Origin of the sequence: Acinetobacter sp. HA (genome assembly GCF_000264725.1) — a bacterium.
Lineage (GTDB): Bacteria > Pseudomonadota > Gammaproteobacteria > Pseudomonadales > Moraxellaceae > Acinetobacter > Acinetobacter schindleri.
Window position 1 is genome coordinate 48,339 of sequence record NZ_AJXD01000097.1, and the last position, 15,375, is coordinate 63,713.

Annotated in this window: 14 protein-coding genes and 1 pseudogene; 12 read left to right on the forward strand and 3 right to left on the reverse strand. The window is 44.2% G+C overall.

Features of this window, described 5'->3' with window-relative positions; translation table 11 throughout:
* Positions 1-17 precede the first annotated feature (17 nt).
* The 12 genes and pseudogenes from HADU_RS13830 to pcaD all read left to right on the forward strand — a co-directional run bounded on the left by HADU_RS13830 (position 18) and on the right by pcaD (position 11,269).
* Complete coding sequence (locus tag HADU_RS13830) at positions 18-1,127, forward strand: muconate/chloromuconate family cycloisomerase (RefSeq protein WP_005222227.1); 1,110 nt, start codon at positions 18-20, stop codon at positions 1,125-1,127.
* A gap of 23 nt (positions 1,128-1,150) precedes the next feature.
* Entirely contained in the window at positions 1,151-1,441 is a 291-nt protein-coding gene (catC, locus tag HADU_RS13835; RefSeq protein ID WP_004809440.1) for a muconolactone Delta-isomerase, read from the forward strand.
* A gap of 162 nt (positions 1,442-1,603) precedes the next feature.
* Positions 1,604-2,524 (forward strand): catechol 1,2-dioxygenase, encoded by a 921-nt coding sequence (gene catA, locus HADU_RS13840; RefSeq protein WP_004894948.1) that lies wholly within the window; start codon positions 1,604-1,606, stop codon positions 2,522-2,524.
* Positions 2,525-2,599: 75 nt separating this feature from the next.
* Positions 2,600-3,973, forward strand: a pseudogene (benA, locus tag HADU_RS13845) (benzoate 1,2-dioxygenase large subunit); the annotation flags it as partial.
* A gap of 12 nt (positions 3,974-3,985) precedes the next feature.
* On the forward strand, positions 3,986-4,477 hold the full coding sequence (gene benB / locus HADU_RS15695) for a benzoate 1,2-dioxygenase small subunit (protein ID WP_004809446.1): 492 nt from the start codon (positions 3,986-3,988) through the stop codon (positions 4,475-4,477).
* A gap of 93 nt (positions 4,478-4,570) precedes the next feature.
* Complete coding sequence (gene benC, locus HADU_RS13850) at positions 4,571-5,587, forward strand: benzoate 1,2-dioxygenase electron transfer component BenC (protein WP_008307342.1); 1,017 nt, start codon at positions 4,571-4,573, stop codon at positions 5,585-5,587.
* 17 nt (positions 5,588-5,604) lie between these two features.
* On the forward strand, positions 5,605-6,390 hold the full coding sequence (gene benD / locus HADU_RS13855; RefSeq protein ID WP_008307344.1) for a benzoate diol dehydrogenase BenD: 786 nt from the start codon (positions 5,605-5,607) through the stop codon (positions 6,388-6,390).
* 52 nt (positions 6,391-6,442) lie between these two features.
* Complete coding sequence (gene benE, locus HADU_RS13860) at positions 6,443-7,663, forward strand: benzoate/H(+) symporter BenE (protein WP_008307346.1); 1,221 nt, start codon at positions 6,443-6,445, stop codon at positions 7,661-7,663.
* A 37-nt stretch (positions 7,664-7,700) separates the two neighbouring features.
* A complete protein-coding gene (locus HADU_RS13865) occupies positions 7,701-8,372 on the forward strand; it encodes a 3-oxoacid CoA-transferase subunit A (RefSeq protein WP_004894960.1) in 672 nt (223 codons plus the stop codon).
* Positions 8,373-8,391: 19 nt separating this feature from the next.
* Positions 8,392-9,048 carry a 3-oxoacid CoA-transferase subunit B gene (locus HADU_RS13870; protein WP_008307348.1) on the forward strand — a complete coding sequence of 219 codons (657 nt, stop codon included), beginning with the start codon at positions 8,392-8,394 and terminating at the stop codon, positions 9,046-9,048.
* A gap of 136 nt (positions 9,049-9,184) precedes the next feature.
* On the forward strand, positions 9,185-10,390 hold the full coding sequence (gene pcaF / locus HADU_RS13875; RefSeq protein WP_008307350.1) for a 3-oxoadipyl-CoA thiolase: 1,206 nt from the start codon (positions 9,185-9,187) through the stop codon (positions 10,388-10,390).
* 99 nt (positions 10,391-10,489) lie between these two features.
* Entirely contained in the window at positions 10,490-11,269 is a 780-nt protein-coding gene (gene pcaD / locus HADU_RS13880) for a 3-oxoadipate enol-lactonase (RefSeq protein WP_008307353.1), read from the forward strand.
* 69 nt (positions 11,270-11,338) lie between these two features.
* Here pcaD and HADU_RS13885 read toward each other — a convergent pair whose 3' ends face one another.
* The 3 genes from HADU_RS13885 to ureC form a co-directional block, all read right to left on the reverse strand.
* Positions 11,339-12,226: a DMT family transporter gene (locus HADU_RS13885; protein ID WP_008307354.1), complete on the reverse strand. Its 888-nt coding sequence runs from the start codon at positions 12,224-12,226 to the stop codon at positions 11,339-11,341.
* Positions 12,227-12,391: 165 nt separating this feature from the next.
* Positions 12,392-13,480 carry a hypothetical protein gene (locus HADU_RS15945; RefSeq protein ID WP_155756527.1) on the reverse strand — a complete coding sequence of 363 codons (1,089 nt, stop codon included), beginning with the start codon at positions 13,478-13,480 and terminating at the stop codon, positions 12,392-12,394.
* A gap of 184 nt (positions 13,481-13,664) precedes the next feature.
* A complete protein-coding gene (gene ureC, locus HADU_RS13895) occupies positions 13,665-15,365 on the reverse strand; it encodes an urease subunit alpha (protein WP_004809469.1) in 1,701 nt (566 codons plus the stop codon).
* Positions 15,366-15,375 lie beyond the last annotated feature (10 nt).

Sequence of the window (15,375 nt, forward strand, 5' to 3'; positions counted from 1 at the left end):
GAATGTGAACCCGTATTATGTATAAGTCAGTTGAAACCTTGCTGGTAGAAATTCCAACCATTCGTCCTCACAAGATGGCAGTGGCGACGATGCAAACCCAGACCCTGGTATTGGTCAAAATCACCACTGAAGATGGTTACATCGGTTGGGGTGAAGCAACAACTATCGGTGGCTTAGGTTATGGTGATGAAAGCCCTGAAAGTGTCAAAGTAAATATTGATACTTATTTTGTACCGCTTTTAAAAACATTATCAGGCTTAAATGTTGCACAGACATTACAAGCAATCAAAAAAAATATTAATGGCAACCGTTTTGCGAAATGTGCCATTCAAACTGCCCTGCTGGATATTCAGGCGCAGCGTTTAGGTTTACCACTTTCTGAACTTCTAGGCGGTCGTTTACGTGATGGCGTACCGGTCCTCTGGGTACTGGCTTCTGGGGATACTGAAAAAGACATTGCTGAAGCACAAAAGATGCTGGCTGCAAAACGCCATAACTTCTTCAAGCTAAAAATCGGTTCACGTCCAGTAGAAGCAGATGTTGAACATGTTCTGGCAATTAAAAAAGCCTTAGGCAATGACGTTTCTATTCGTGTCGATGTGAACCGTGCCTGGTCAGAGCTAGATGCGATTAAGGGCATTACTCTACTACAGGAAGGTGGCGTTGACCTGATTGAACAGCCTTGTGCTATTGACAATATTGATGCCATGCAACGTCTGACCCGTCGCTTTGATATTGCCATTATGGCCGATGAATCACTGATGGGGCCAAGCACTGCCTATAAGCTGGCTCGTACTAATGCAGCTTCTGTATTTGCAGTTAAAGTGGCGCAATCAGGTGGTTTGCTGGAAGGCCGTGATGTCGCAACAGTAGCTAACCTTGCAGGGATTGACCTGTATGGTGGCACCATGCTGGAAGGTTCAGTAGGAACAATTGCATCCGCTCACCTGTTCTCGACCTTTGAGAATCTGGCCTATGGTACTGAACTATTCGGCCCGCTACTGCTGACAGAAGAAATTCTGAAAACACCACTGCAATATCAGAATTTTGAGCTGCATCTACCGCAAGGTGCCGGTCTGGGCATTCAGCTGGATGAAGACAAGATCGACAATTTACGCCGTAAATAAGCAATTAGATTGAGGAGTGAGACATGCTGTTTCATGTACGTATGGATGTAAATATCCCGCTGGATATGCCTGCCGAGAAAGCCAACGAAATCAAGGCTGTTGAAAAAGCCTATTCACAGGATTTACAGCGCCAAGGTAAATGGCGCCATATCTGGCGCATCACAGGCCAGTATTCAAACATCAGTATTTTTGATGTGGAAAGTAACGAAGAGCTGCACAACATTTTGCAGGGCTTACCACTGTATCCATATATGGATATCGAAATCATGGCACTAAACCGCCACCCTTCTTCAATCCGGGAAGATGACACCTGATCACAATGACCGAGACCTGGAACATGCCAGGTCGGTCAAATCTGAACACATCCGATGAGGGTATTCAGAGGGTAATTAACAAAGGACTGTGGCAGCCAAGTTTCAGCCATAAGGATTGAAACAACAGCCACCAATAAACAGACATACTTAAGGAGCAATAGTATGAACCGTCAACAAATTGATGCATTAGTTAAACAAATGAACGTGGATACAGCCACAGGTCCTGTAGACGAGCGTGTCCAGCAAATCGTTGTGCGCCTGCTAGGTGACCTTTTCCAGGCGATCGAAGATCTTGATATTTCTCAGTCAGAACTGTGGAAAGGTCTGGAATACTTTACCGATGCCGGTCAAGCTAATGAATTGGGCCTACTGGCTGCAGGCTTGGGTCTGGAACACTACTTAGACTTACGTGCTGATGAAGCAGATGCCAAAGCAGGTATTACTGGCGGTACGCCACGTACGATTGAAGGTCCGTTATATGTGGCGGGTGCTCCTGAATCTGTCGGCTTTGCCCGTATGGATGATGGCTCTGAAGAAGGCAAAATTCCGACACTGATCATTGAAGGTACAGTTAAAGATACTGACGGCAATATCATTGAAGGTGCCAAAGTTGAAGTTTGGCATGCCAACAGTCTGGGTAACTACTCATTCTTTGACAAGTCACAGTCTGACTTTAACCTACGCCGTTCTATTTTCAGCGACCAGGATGGTAAATATGTGGCTTTAACCACTATGCCAGTAGGTTATGGCTGTCCTCCAGAAGGCACGACTCAATTCGTACTGGACAAATTAGGCCGTCACGGTAACCGTCCATCACACGTGCATTACTTCGTTTCTGCACCGGGTTACCGCAAGCTGACAACTCAGTTCAACATCGAAGGCGACCAGTACCTGTGGGATGACTTTGCATTCGCTACTCGTGAAGGCCTGGTTGCAACTGCGGTTGATGTAACTGATGAAGCTGAAATTGCAAAACGTGGTTTGAAAGGTCCTTTCAAACATATTCAATTTGATATTGAACTTGTGAAAGAAAAAGCAGACGCACCTTCTACTGAAGTTGATCGTCGCCGCGCAAGCGCTTAATGCAAAATGGATTCGGGGTGTAATCATTAGATTCATCCCGATGACTTCCCCTCCTTGGAAAGTCGGAGAACGGACATGCCTCGTATTCCTGTAATTAACACCAGTCATCTTGATCGTATTGATGAGCTTCTAGTTGACGATTTTGAATCTGGTGAATTTAAACTTCACCGGTCTGTATTCACAGACCAAGCTCTGTTTGACCTGGAGATGAAATACATCTTTGAAGGCAACTGGGTTTATCTTGCACATGAAAGCCAGATTCCAAACAATAACGACTTCTATACTACCTATATTGGTCGTCAGCCGATCATCATTGCACGTAACCGTCAAGGTGAACTGAATGCCATGATCAATGCCTGTTCGCATCGCGGTGCACAATTGTGCCGTAACAAGAAAGGCAATAAAGCAACTTATACTTGCCCATTCCATGGCTGGACATTTAATAACTCAGGTAAGTTATTAAAAGTCAAAGATCCGGCTGAAGCGGGTTATTCAGACTGCTTTAACAAAGACGGTTCACATGACCTGAAAAAGGTTGCCCGTTTTGAAAACTATAAAGGTTTCCTGTTCGGCAGCTTGAATCCGGATGTTCCTTCTCTGGAAGAATACCTGGGCGAAGCGACCAAAATCATTGACATGATCGTGGGTCAGTCTGAGCAAGGCCTGGAAGTTTTACGTGGTTCTTCGACTTATACCTATGAAGGTAACTGGAAGTTGACTGCTGAAAACGGTGCCGATGGTTATCACGTGTCTGCAGTACACTGGAACTATGCTGCAACGACTCAGCAACGTAAAGAAAAAGAAGCTGGCGATAACATCCGTGCTATGAGCGCAGGTTCATGGGGCAAGCAAGGCGGTGGTTCTTACGGCTTTGAACACGGTCATATGCTGCTTTGGACGCAATGGGCTAACCCGGAAGACCGTCCTAACTTTGCCAAGAAAGATGAATACACTGCGCAATATGGCGAAGCTATGGCGAAGTGGATGATCGAACGTTCACGTAACTTGTGTATCTATCCAAACGTTTACTTCATGGATCAGTTCGGTTCACAAATCCGTGTCTTACGCCCGATTTCTGTCGATAAGACTGAAGTGACGATTTACTGTATCGCGCCTGTAGGCGAAGAGCCTGAAGCACGTACTCGTCGTATCCGTCAGTATGAAGATTTCTTTAATGCTTCAGGTATGGCGACACCAGACGATCTTGAAGAATTCCGAGCTTGTCAGGCAGGTTACGCAGGTATCGCGCTGAAATGGAATGACATGTGCCGTGGTTCTAAGCACTGGATCCAAGGCCCGGACGATGCAGCCAACGAAATTGGTTTAAAACCAAAACTGTCTGGTATTAAAACTGAAGATGAAGGCCTATACCTGGCTCAGCACCAGTACTGGCTAGAACTGATCAAAAAAGGCATCGCGACTGAAAAAGAAATTGCAGCATCTACTGAAGGAGAAAAACGCATGAGCGACATCACTTTAGAAAATATTGCGCAGTTCCTGTATCAGGAAGCCCGCTTTTTAGATGATGAACAATGGGATGACTGGTTGACGTGTTATGCCCCTACTGCGTCTTTCTGGATGCCAGCCTGGGATGACGACGACAAACTGACTACAGATCCACAGTCTGAAATCTCGTTGATTTACTATCCAGACCGTCAAGGTTTAGAAGACCGTGTGTTCCGTATCAAGACTGAACGTTCATCTGCAACCATGCCGGATACCCGTACCAGCCATAACATCAGCAATATTGAACTTGTTGAACGTGATGGCGACAAGGTCACTGTACGTTTTAACTGGAATACCTTGAGTTTCCGTTACAAAAACAGCTACAGCTACTTCGGTATGTCACGTTATGAAATCGATTTTTCAGGCGATAAACCACAAATTTTAAGCAAATACGTGGTACTGAAAAATGATTACATCAATCAGGTTATCGACATCTATCACCTTTAAGACTGTTTTTATTACAGCCAGGTAAAACCTTTCAGCCAGATGGAAAATTGGCTGAAAGGTCCAGTTACAAAGATTTATATAGGATATTCAGCCATGTCAAACCACAATGTTGCACTTCAATTTGAAGATGGCGTTACACGTTTTATTTCTGTTGCCCAAGGCGAGACCCTGTCTGATGCAGCTTACCGTCAAAAGATCAATATTCCTTTGGACTGCCGTGATGGTGCTTGTGGAACGTGTCGTGCGTTTTGTGAATCAGGTTCATTTGACATGCCTGAAGAAACTTATATTGAAGATGCATTAACCCCAGAAGAAGCAGCTGAAGGCTACATTCTTGCTTGCCAATGTAAACCGACCTCAGACGCCGTATTTCAGATCCAAGCTTCTTCGGAAGTATGTAAAACTGAAATTCACGCATTCCAGGGTACTTTGGCGCGTGTCGAAAACCTGTCTGACTCGACCATTACCTTTGATATTCAGTTAGATGAAGGTCAACCAGACATTCACTTCCTTGCTGGTCAATATGTGAACGTGGGTATTCCAGGTACAACTGAAACCCGTTCTTATTCATTCAGCTCTAAACCAGGCAACCGTTTAACCGGCTTTGTGGTACGTAACGTACCGAACGGTAAAATGAGTGAGTTCTTGAGTGCCAATGCCCAAGCTGGCGACAAGATGACCTTTACTGGTCCATTTGGTAGCTTCTACCTGCGCCCTGTGACCCGTCCAGTATTGATGCTGGCGGGTGGTACAGGTATTGCACCATTCATGTCGATGCTGCAAGTGCTGGAAGAAAAAGGTTCAGAACATCCAGTGCGTTTAGTATTTGGTGTGACCAATGATTTCGACTTGGTAGCGATTGAAAAACTGAATGAACTACAAGAAAAATTCTTATGGTTCGAATACCGTACAGTGGTTGCTAACCCGGAATCGGCACATGAGCGTAAAGGCTATGTGACCGGTCATATCGAAAACGAATGGCTGAATAGCGGCGACGTAGACATCTACCTATGTGGTCCAGTACCAATGGTAGAAGCGGTTCGCGGCTGGTTAGATGCTGAAGGCGTTAAACCTGCAAGCTTCCTGTTTGAAAAATTCTCTGCCAACTAATAGAGGGAATTTGTTCAATGTCTAACCGTCAAAGATTTGAAAATAAAGTTGTAATCGTGACCGGTGCCGCGCAAGGCATCGGTCGCGGTGTCGCGCTGCAAGTGGCGAGCGAAGACGCCCAAGTCGTCATGGCTGACCTTTCCCCTTATGTAGAAGAAGTTCTGGCTGAAATTGAAGCGACTGGCGGTGATGCGATTACGGTCAAAGCCAATCTGGAAACGTTTGCCGGTGCTCAATCAGTCGTTGAAAAAGCGCTAGAAACCTATGGCCGTGTCGATGTCCTGATCAACAACGTCGGTGGCGCGATCTGGATGAAACCTTTCGAAGAATTTTCTGAAGAGGAAATTATCAAGGAAGTGAACCGTTCATTGTTCCCGACCATGTGGTGCTGCCGCGCAGTATTGCCGGAAATGCTGAAAAACCAGAAAGGCACCATTGTAAACGTTTCATCTATTGCCACCTGTGGTATTAACCGTATTCCTTACTCAGCCTCTAAAGGCGGCATCAATGCCCTGACCAAATCGCTGGCTTTTGCACATGCGAAAGATGGTATTCGTGTTAATGCCGTGGCAACCGGTGGAACTGAAGCGCCACCACGTAAAGTGCCACGTAACACGGCCCCATTGTCTGAACAAGAACAGGTATGGATGCAGGAAGTGGTTGATCAAACCATTGATCGTACCTTCCTCGGCCGTTACGGCACCATTCAAGAACAAGTCAATGCCATTTTATTCCTGGCATCTGACGATGCGTCATATGTGACAGGTACAGTTGTTCCTGTCGGCGGTGGTGATCAGGGTTAGCCTGATCATCTTTTTTTACAGGAGCATTGCCAGACTTGCACGGAGGCAAATAATGAGTCACCTGTTAGATACCTTAAGAAAAGACTGGTCCCTATCAGCCACAGTTGCAGGATTTTTAGCTGTACTGATTTCCTATGCCGGTCCTTTAATCATCTTCTTCCAGGCAGCCCAACAGGCTCAAGTGTCCAATGCCATGATGATTTCATGGATTTGGGGCATTTCTATTGGCGCAGCCGTTGCCGGTATCTTCCTTTCAATTAAATTCAAAGTTCCGGTGGTCACCGCCTGGTCGGCACCCGGAACGGCTTTATTAGTCACGCTGTTTCCCGATATTTCGCTCAATGAAGCGGTTGCTGCCTATATCACCTCTGCTGTGGTGATTTTTTTCATTGGGATCACCGGTTATTTCGACAAATTGCTGTCCTGGATTCCTCAGGAAGTGGCTGCCGGGATGATGGCGGGGATTTTACTGCAGTTTGGTTTAGGGTTGTTTACCGCGACCGATACCATGCCCTATATCGTCTTTGGCATGCTGGCGGTATTTTTACTGGCCAAGCGTTTCAGTCCACGCTATGCCATGGTCTGGGTGCTGGTTGCTGGTGTGGTTTTAAGCATGCTCCTGGGCAAGATTAACCCGGTCACGGCAGATTTCAGTCTGGCGATTCCGCAATTTATTGCGCCGGAATGGACCTGGAACTCGACCCTTAACCTGGCCTTACCGCTGATTTTAGTCAGCCTGTCTGGTCAGTTTCTACCGGGGATGGCCATTTTAAAGCTCAGTGGCTACGACACGCCAGCTAAACCCATTATTACCACCACCAGTATCGCTTCGCTGGCGGTAGCATGCGTTGGCGGGATCACCATTGTACTGGCCTCGATTACCGCTGCGCTGTGCATGGGCAAAGACGCACATGAACTGAAAGAAAAGCGCTATATCGCCGGGATTGCCAATGGTCTGTTCTACATTTTAGGCGGTTTATTCGCCGGCAGCATTGTCATGCTATTTAGCCTGATGCCTAAGGAATTAATTGCCGCTTTGGCAGGACTGGCATTACTGGGTGCGATTGCCACCAACATTTCCGTGGCCATGGGCAAAGAGTCGCAACGTGATGCAGCGCTGATCACCTTTTTAGCGACTGCTTCCGGCATGCATTTCTTGGGACTGAGTTCAGTCTTTTGGGGAATTTGCATTGGCCTGGTAGCGCATTTTCTGCTGTCACAGAAAAACCGTAACGCAGTTCCGGTTACAGCATCAGATTCAAAACGAGTTTAAAGACATCCATCAGTTTAGGATATGTAAGGACCAGATTATGATAGATAAAAGTTCATTATCATTGAAAGAAGCACTCTCCCAGATCAAGGACGGTTCTACCATTATGATCGGTGGTTTCGGTACAGCGGGTCAGCCTGCTGAACTGATTGATGGTCTGATCGAATTGGGTATTAAAAACCTGATTATTGTCAACAATAATGCCGGTAATGGCGATTACGGTCTGGCGAAACTGCTTAAAGCGGGCGCTGTGCGTAAAATTATCTGTTCTTTCCCGCGTCAGTCTGATTCCTGGGTATTTGACGAACTCTATCGTGCAGGCAAGATCGAACTGGAACTGGTGCCGCAAGGTAATCTGGCTTGCCGTATTCAGGCGGCTGGTATGGGCTTAGGTCCAATCTATACCCCTACCGGTTTTGGTACTTTGCTGGCTGAAGGCAAACCGACCATGAACTATGAAGGTAAAGACTACGTTTTAGAAAATCCAATTAAAGCTGACTTTGCTTTAATTAAGGCCCATCAGGGCGACCGTTGGGGCAATCTAGTGTACCGTAAATCTGCACGTAACTTCGGCCCAATCATGGCAATGGCAGCAGATGTGACCATTGCTCAAGTTTCTGAAGTGGTTGAACTGGGTGCACTGGATCCAGAGCACATCATCACTCCGGGAATTTTTGTTCAACACGTTGTTCAAGTTAAACCTGCACAATAATTGGCATCGGAGATAAATAATGAGCTATAGCAAACTGACCCGTGACCAGATCGCTGAACGTGTGGCACAAGATATTCCTGATGGTGCTTATGTGAACCTGGGTATCGGCCTGCCAACCAAAATTTCCAGCTACCTGCCAAGCGATAAAGATGTCTTTCTGCATTCTGAAAATGGCCTGCTGGCTTTCGGTCCTCCTCCTGCTGAAGAAGACCGCGATCCTGAGCTGATCAATGCCGGCAAAGAATTCGTAACTTTACTTGAAGGCGGTTCTTTCTTCCATCACGGCGATTCTTTCGCAATGATGCGTGGCGGTCACTTAGACATCGCCGTACTAGGTGCTTTCCAGGTCGCTGAAAATGGTGATCTGGCGAATTGGCATACTGGTGCTCCTGATGCAATTCCTGCAGTCGGCGGTGCAATGGATCTGGCTGTGGGTGCGAAAAAAGTCTTTATCACCACAGATCACGTGACCAAAAAAGGCGAGCCAAAAATTGTGGCTGAGCTTTCCTATCCAGCTACAGGCCTGAAATGTGTCGATCGTATCTATACCGACCTTTGTGTGATTGATGTCACGTCTGAAGGCATGAAAGTGATTGAGAAGGTTGAAGGTCTTTCATTTGAAGAATTGCAGTCTATGACCGGTGCCAAACTGATTGATGCGACTCAATCAACTTAAGGGGAAGTCCCTCCTTTATTAAAGGAGGGATTTAGGGAGGATTTTTTGAAGAATAAAATTACTTCATTAAATCCCTCCCAACCTCCCTTTAAAAAGGGAGGAGTTTTCTTCTTTTAAATATGTGAGCAAATACACAATGAAAAACGCATATATTATCGATGCCATCCGTACTCCATTCGGCCGTTATGCCGGTGGCCTCGCGCCTGTCCGTGCAGATGATTTAGGTGCTGTACCAATCAAAGCCTTGATGGAACGCAATCCATCGGTAAACTGGGAACAGGTCGATGACGTGATCTATGGCTGTGCCAACCAGGCGGGTGAAGATAACCGTAACGTCGGTCGCATGTCATCCCTGCTTGCAGGTGTGCCTTATCAGGTGCCGGCAACGACCGTGAACCGCCTGTGTGGTTCATCGATGGATGCAGTCGCAATGGCAGCACGGGCGATTAAAGCCGGTGAAGCTAATCTGATTATTGCCGGTGGTGTAGAAAGCATGTCGCGTGCTCCATTCGTGATGGGTAAATCTGAATCTGCTTATGGCCGTAGCCAGAAGATTGAAGACACCACCATGGGCTGGCGTTTTATCAATCCGAAACTAAAAGAAATGTACGGCGTAGAAACCATGCCACAAACCGCTGAAAACCTGGCGGAACAGTTCAACATCAACCGTGAAGATCAGGACAAGTTTGCCCTGACCAGCCAGCAACGTACCGCAGCAGCGCAGGCCAAAGGTTTCTATAAAAATGAAATCATTCCTGTGGTGATTCCGCAGCGTAAAGGCGATCCGATCGTTGTCGATACTGATGAACATCCACGTGCTTCAACCACAGCAGAGGCATTGGCAAAACTGAAACCAGTGGTGAAAGCAGACGGTACGGTGACTGCAGGTAATGCTTCAGGGATTAACGATGGTGCGGCTGCTCTTTTAATCGCATCTGATGAAGCGGTTGCTCAACACGGCTTAAAACCACGTGCCAAAATTATTGGTTCAACAGTTGTTGGTGTTGAACCACGCATCATGGGCTTTGGTCCTGCACCTGCCATCAAGAAACTATTGTCGCAAACCGGTCTGACTTTAGAGCAGATGGATGTGATCGAGCTGAATGAAGCTTTTGCTGCTCAAGCACTGGCATGTACCCGTAACTTGGGTATCGAAGATGGTTCAGAGAAAGTCAATCCAAATGGCGGTGCGATTGCTTTGGGTCATCCACTTGGTGCATCTGGCGCGCGTCTGGTGACGACTGCACTGAACCAGCTTGAACAAACCGGTGGTCAATATGCGCTGTGTTCAATGTGTATCGGTGTCGGTCAAGGCATTGCTTTGATTATTGAACGTGTTTAATCCTCATTCAAAGTCCCCCTTCTTGCGCTTCAGCTTAAAGCAGTGCTTAAGCCTTGCTCAGGGGGATTTAGGGGGATTTATAAGATTAAGGATTTAAAAATGCCAACATTTACATCAAATAATGCACAAATTAATTACCAGACTTTTAGTGATGCTGCAAAACCTGCACTGGTTTTCTCAAATTCACTGGGTACGAACTTCAAAATGTGGCAACCACAAATTGATTTTTTCCAGCAAGATTTCTTTGTGATTTGCTACGACACCCGTGGTCACGGTGCTTCATCTGCACCACAAGGCCCATATAGCATTGATCAACTTGGTCAAGATGTGGTGAATCTGCTTGATCATTTAAATATTGAAAAAGCAGCTTTCTGCGGTATTTCAATGGGCGGCTTAACCGGTCAATGGTTGGCGATTAACCGCCCAGAACGCTTTAATCAGGTGGTGGTGTGCAATACCGCAGCAAAAATCGGTCAGGAACAGGCCTGGAATGACCGTGCTGCACTGGTTCGTGAACAAGGCTTGGCTCCGATTGCATCAACTGCAGCATCACGCTGGTTTACTGAACCCTTTATTCAAAGCAACGCAACAGTGGTGAATAACCTTCAAAACGACCTTGGGGCTGGCAGCCCGGAAGGTTATGCAAGCTGTTGTGAAGCTTTGGCTAAAGCGGATGTTCGTGAACAACTGCAAGACATTACTGTGCCTGTCTTAGTGGTTGCAGGTCAGCAAGACCCTGTAACGACTGTAGCTGATGGTCAGTATATGGTTGATCGTATTGCCAACAGCCAACTATTTGAAATCAATGCATCGCATATTTCAAATATCGAACAACCTGAAGCCTTTAATCAGGCGGTGCAAAAATTTATTGCAGCTTAAAAGCACATTGTAATAATAGAAAAGCCACTGTTAGTCAGTGGCTTTTTTCTGGATCAAATTAAATAAGAATTAAGCCCAAATCACTAAGATTGCTGCAATCACCACCAGCACCAGTCCCCAATGTTCAGCCTTGGCCAGTTTATCTTTAAAGAAATACGCCGAGATCAGCATACTAAATAAAATCTCGATCTGCCCTAAGGTTTTCACCACCGGTACACTCATCATGCTCATGGCAGTAAACCAACCAAGGGATGCTGTGAAACTACAAAAGCCTACTTTCATAGTCAGTCCCATACGTTCGCGCATAGCGACGAGTGTTTTACGGCTAAATAGGCTTAGGTAAATGAGCATACTGATGCATTGGAAGCCAATGACTGAAATCAATACCCAAGATGCACGGTGTAATACAGGTAAATTAGTTAATTCTAGACTGGCTTCACGAACCAATAATGAAGTAATAGCAAAACAAAGCCCACTACCTACCCCAATCATCAGTGTTTTAGCAGATAGTCCACTCAGTTGATTACCTTTACTCAGTAAAAATACTGCATAACCGCCAATGAGTACGCCAATCCAAGCTAAGAGCGATAAGTGATCTGATAGAAAAGCCACGCCAATAATCGCGGCTAAGATGGCTTCACTCTTGGCAAGTCCGACACCAATTGCATAATTTTTTTGTTTAAACAGTTGCACCATCAGTACAGTGGCAAGAATTTGGCTCACTCCTGCAATGAAAATATATATCCAATACTTTGCAGTAAAATGAACTACTTCTATGACTGGGTAAAAATGGTACAGCAGTTGGATATAGATAAATGCAAGTGGAAAACCAAACAAGAAACGCGCAAGCGTTACACCCCAGACGTCAACAGTCGAACTCAGTTGTTTTTGAAATGCATTACGCCATGCCTGCATGAATGCAGCCATTAAGGTAAAGAAGATCCAACTGATTGCCATGTCTCATCTGCTGTTAGGTTAAAAGTGAAATAATTTTAAGCCTTTGCAGATGAGATGACTAATTAAAAAAGGGTTTGAAGTTGATAGCGGAAAGTTTGGATTGTAATTTGTTAACAGGACTAAACTAAAATTTTAATATCCAAAAAATCAGTTTAATATTTAACGTTAGCCATCCTTGCTTTTAATGATATTTACAACACTTGACAATTGATCTAAACCTTCAAAAGTATGAGGAATTTTATCATCGGAAGTAACAAGTGGTGAAAAAATTATAGATTCAAACTTATCAAATCCATCAGGATGTTTCTTTTTTAATTCAGATGCTGAATCAGCATAACCTTGAATAAATCGACATAAAGTTAATCGCAAATCAAGCTGTAATAACTGTGATTGAATTGAACGCATTGTTTGCAAAACAATTTTAAAAAAATATAGAAGTAAAAATACCAATAAAGTAAAAGGTACAGTCAATGCTATAAGAGAAACTATATCTATTGTGTTTTTCTCAATTATAATTTCACGAATACTATTAATTTCATAACCTAAAGCTATCAAAATACTTGCTGCAAGTGATAATAACCCGCATCTAGCCCACCATAATTCATTTACTTTTTTCTTGTGAAGTTCATTAAATCCGTCAAATATACCGACAAAGTTAAAAGCATCTTTATAACTCTTTAAAGAATTATGCCATTTTTCAACCTCTGCAGTTTGCTCTGTCAGTGTACTTTGCCACTCATTAACCTTAGAGGTAATTGAACTTATATTTTTATTTAAATCATTTAAGTTTTGTATTTCATTAGATAGATAAATTTCTTGAATTAGTGCAAATGGGATATCTCGTTCAGCATATTGTATATATCTTTTATATTTTTCATGATCATAAAAATATTCACTTACGAAACTGGATAAACTACCTACTTGAAAAGAAATTGATGGGTTAAAGCTGCCGATTCTAAATTTTATTTCTGAAAAATAAATATAGAATAGATTAAGAGCTAAACTTAGTAATTCAATTAAATCTCGATCTTCTTTAGAACTTCTATATTTATTTAGTTTCTCGACAATTTGTCTGACAAAATCAGAAACAGGTTGTGCTCTCGAATATTCAGTCAGTTGATCATAATTCCTTAAGTCAATATTAGGATTAAGCACTTGTTCAGCAGTAATAATATAAGGGGAAAGGATTTTGACGGTATCTGAATATTCTTCAGAATTTAGCTCTACCTTTTCAGATATAGCTGACAATTCCATCATAAGATTCTTAAAATTTTTACTTTCAAAATTAAATGACATCTGAGTTCTACTTTTCTTTAATTTTCATCTAAATTCTTATAATTCAAATACTAAAATAACTCTATACATTTGTCTATTCATAAAATTTTACCTCTTCTCAAAGATTCTAATCATTATGAGTAGAATCTTTGATACAAAACATTTAAAACAAGAAATACCTCTGCGCCATTGGCAATACTTCCGCAGGCTCACACGTCAATAACTTACCATCTGCACGAACTTCATAAATTTCAGGATCAACTTCCATCACAGGACAGTAAGTATTCAGCTTCATATCTTTCTTCTGAATATCCCGTGTGCTTTTACATGGACTAATCAACTTTTTCAAACCGAGTTTTTCATGGACGCCTGCTTCGATAGCCACTTGCGACAAGAAGGTAATGCAGGTGTTATGCACGCCTCTAGCATTGGCACCGAACATTGGACGATAATGCACAGGCTGCGGTGTTGGAATAGACGCATTAATATCGCCCATTGGCGCAGCTGCAATCATACCACCCTTAATAATCATGGATGGTTTTACCCCAAAAAACGCAGGTTTCCACAAGATTAAATCGGCAAGTTTACCCACTTCCACCGAACCAATTTCATGACTTAAACCATGGGTAATGGCAGGGTTAATCGTATATTTGGCGATATAACGCTTTACACGATTATTATCATGTGTGGCATTGTCACCCTCCAAAGGTCCACGCTGCACTTTCATTTTATGTGCGGTTTGCCATGTGCGAATCACCACTTCACCAACGCGCCCCATTGCTTGCGAGTCTGATGACATCATGGCAATTGCACCCAAGTCCTGCAAAATATCTTCCGCTGCAATAGTTTCACGGCGAATACGACTTTCCGCAAATGCCACATCTTCAGAAATTGCAGGGTCTAAATGATGGCACACCATCAACATATCCAAATGTTCATCAATCGTATTGATGGTATATGGACGGGTTGGGTTGGTCGAAGATGGCAATACGTTCGGCTGACCAATAGCTTTTAAAATATCAGGCGCATGTCCGCCACCAGCGCCTTCGGTATGGTAAGTATGAATAGTACGGTTTTTAAATGCTGCCAAAGTTTCTTCTAGAAAGCCGCTTTCATTTAGTGTGTCTGTATGAATCGCCACCTGTACATCATACTGATCTGCGACGGTTAAACAGTTATCAATAGCTGCAGGTGTTGAACCCCAATCTTCATGCAGTTTTAAACCGACCACACCCGCTTTAATTTGCTCGGCTATCGGCTCAGGCTGACTTAAATTTCCTTTACCGAGTAAACCAATATTCATCGGTAAATCATCAATGGCTTGTAGCATAGTCGAGATATGCCAAGGCCCCGGTGTCACGGTGGTTGCCGATGTGCCTGCCGCAGGTCCTGTACCACCGCCAATCATGGTGGTCACACCTGACATCAAAGCGGTTTCCACCTGTTGCGGGCAAATCCAGTGAATATGGGTATCCACACCGCCAGCAGTGAGAATCTGCCCCTCACCTGCAATGACTTCGGTTGCAGCACCCAATGGAATAGTAATATCAGGCTGAATATCAGGGTTGCCTGCTTTACCAATTTTCCAGATGCGGCCATTTTTCAAACCAACATCTGCTTTGACAATACCCCACCAATCGACAATCAGCGCATTGGTAATCACAGTATCAGCAACGTCATTGGCTAAAAGCTGAGATTGCCCCATTCCATCACGAATGACTTTACCGCCACCAAATTTAACTTCTTCACCGTATGTGGTGAGGTCTTGTTCCACTTCAATAAACAGTTCGGTGTCGGCTAAACGGACACGATCGCCAACCGTTGGACCAAACATTTCCGCATAAGCACGGCGTGACATTTTCATTTTATAAGTA

Excerpts from the sequence above, each read along its gene's own strand:
- HADU_RS13870 (WP_008307348.1), top strand. The coding sequence starts at position 8,392 with ATGAGCTATAGCAAACTGACCCGTGACCAGATCGCTGAACGTGTGGCA.
- benC (WP_008307342.1), top strand. The coding sequence starts at position 4,571 with ATGTCAAACCACAATGTTGCACTTCAATTTGAAGATGGCGTTACACGT.
- HADU_RS13885 (WP_008307354.1), bottom strand. The coding sequence starts at position 12,226 with ATGGCAATCAGTTGGATCTTCTTTACCTTAATGGCTGCATTCATGCAG.
- catC (WP_004809440.1), top strand. The coding sequence starts at position 1,151 with ATGCTGTTTCATGTACGTATGGATGTAAATATCCCGCTGGATATGCCT.
- pcaF (WP_008307350.1), top strand. The coding sequence starts at position 9,185 with ATGAAAAACGCATATATTATCGATGCCATCCGTACTCCATTCGGCCGT.
- HADU_RS15945 (WP_155756527.1), bottom strand. The coding sequence starts at position 13,480 with ATGGAATTGTCAGCTATATCTGAAAAGGTAGAGCTAAATTCTGAAGAA.
- catA (WP_004894948.1), top strand. The coding sequence starts at position 1,604 with ATGAACCGTCAACAAATTGATGCATTAGTTAAACAAATGAACGTGGAT.
- benE (WP_008307346.1), top strand. The coding sequence starts at position 6,443 with ATGAGTCACCTGTTAGATACCTTAAGAAAAGACTGGTCCCTATCAGCC.
- benB (WP_004809446.1), top strand. The coding sequence starts at position 3,986 with ATGAGCGACATCACTTTAGAAAATATTGCGCAGTTCCTGTATCAGGAA.
- HADU_RS13865 (WP_004894960.1), top strand. The coding sequence starts at position 7,701 with ATGATAGATAAAAGTTCATTATCATTGAAAGAAGCACTCTCCCAGATC.
- ureC (WP_004809469.1), bottom strand. The coding sequence starts at position 15,365 with ATGAAAATGTCACGCCGTGCTTATGCGGAAATGTTTGGTCCAACGGTT.
- HADU_RS13830 (WP_005222227.1), top strand. The coding sequence starts at position 18 with ATGTATAAGTCAGTTGAAACCTTGCTGGTAGAAATTCCAACCATTCGT.
- benD (WP_008307344.1), top strand. The coding sequence starts at position 5,605 with ATGTCTAACCGTCAAAGATTTGAAAATAAAGTTGTAATCGTGACCGGT.
- pcaD (WP_008307353.1), top strand. The coding sequence starts at position 10,490 with ATGCCAACATTTACATCAAATAATGCACAAATTAATTACCAGACTTTT.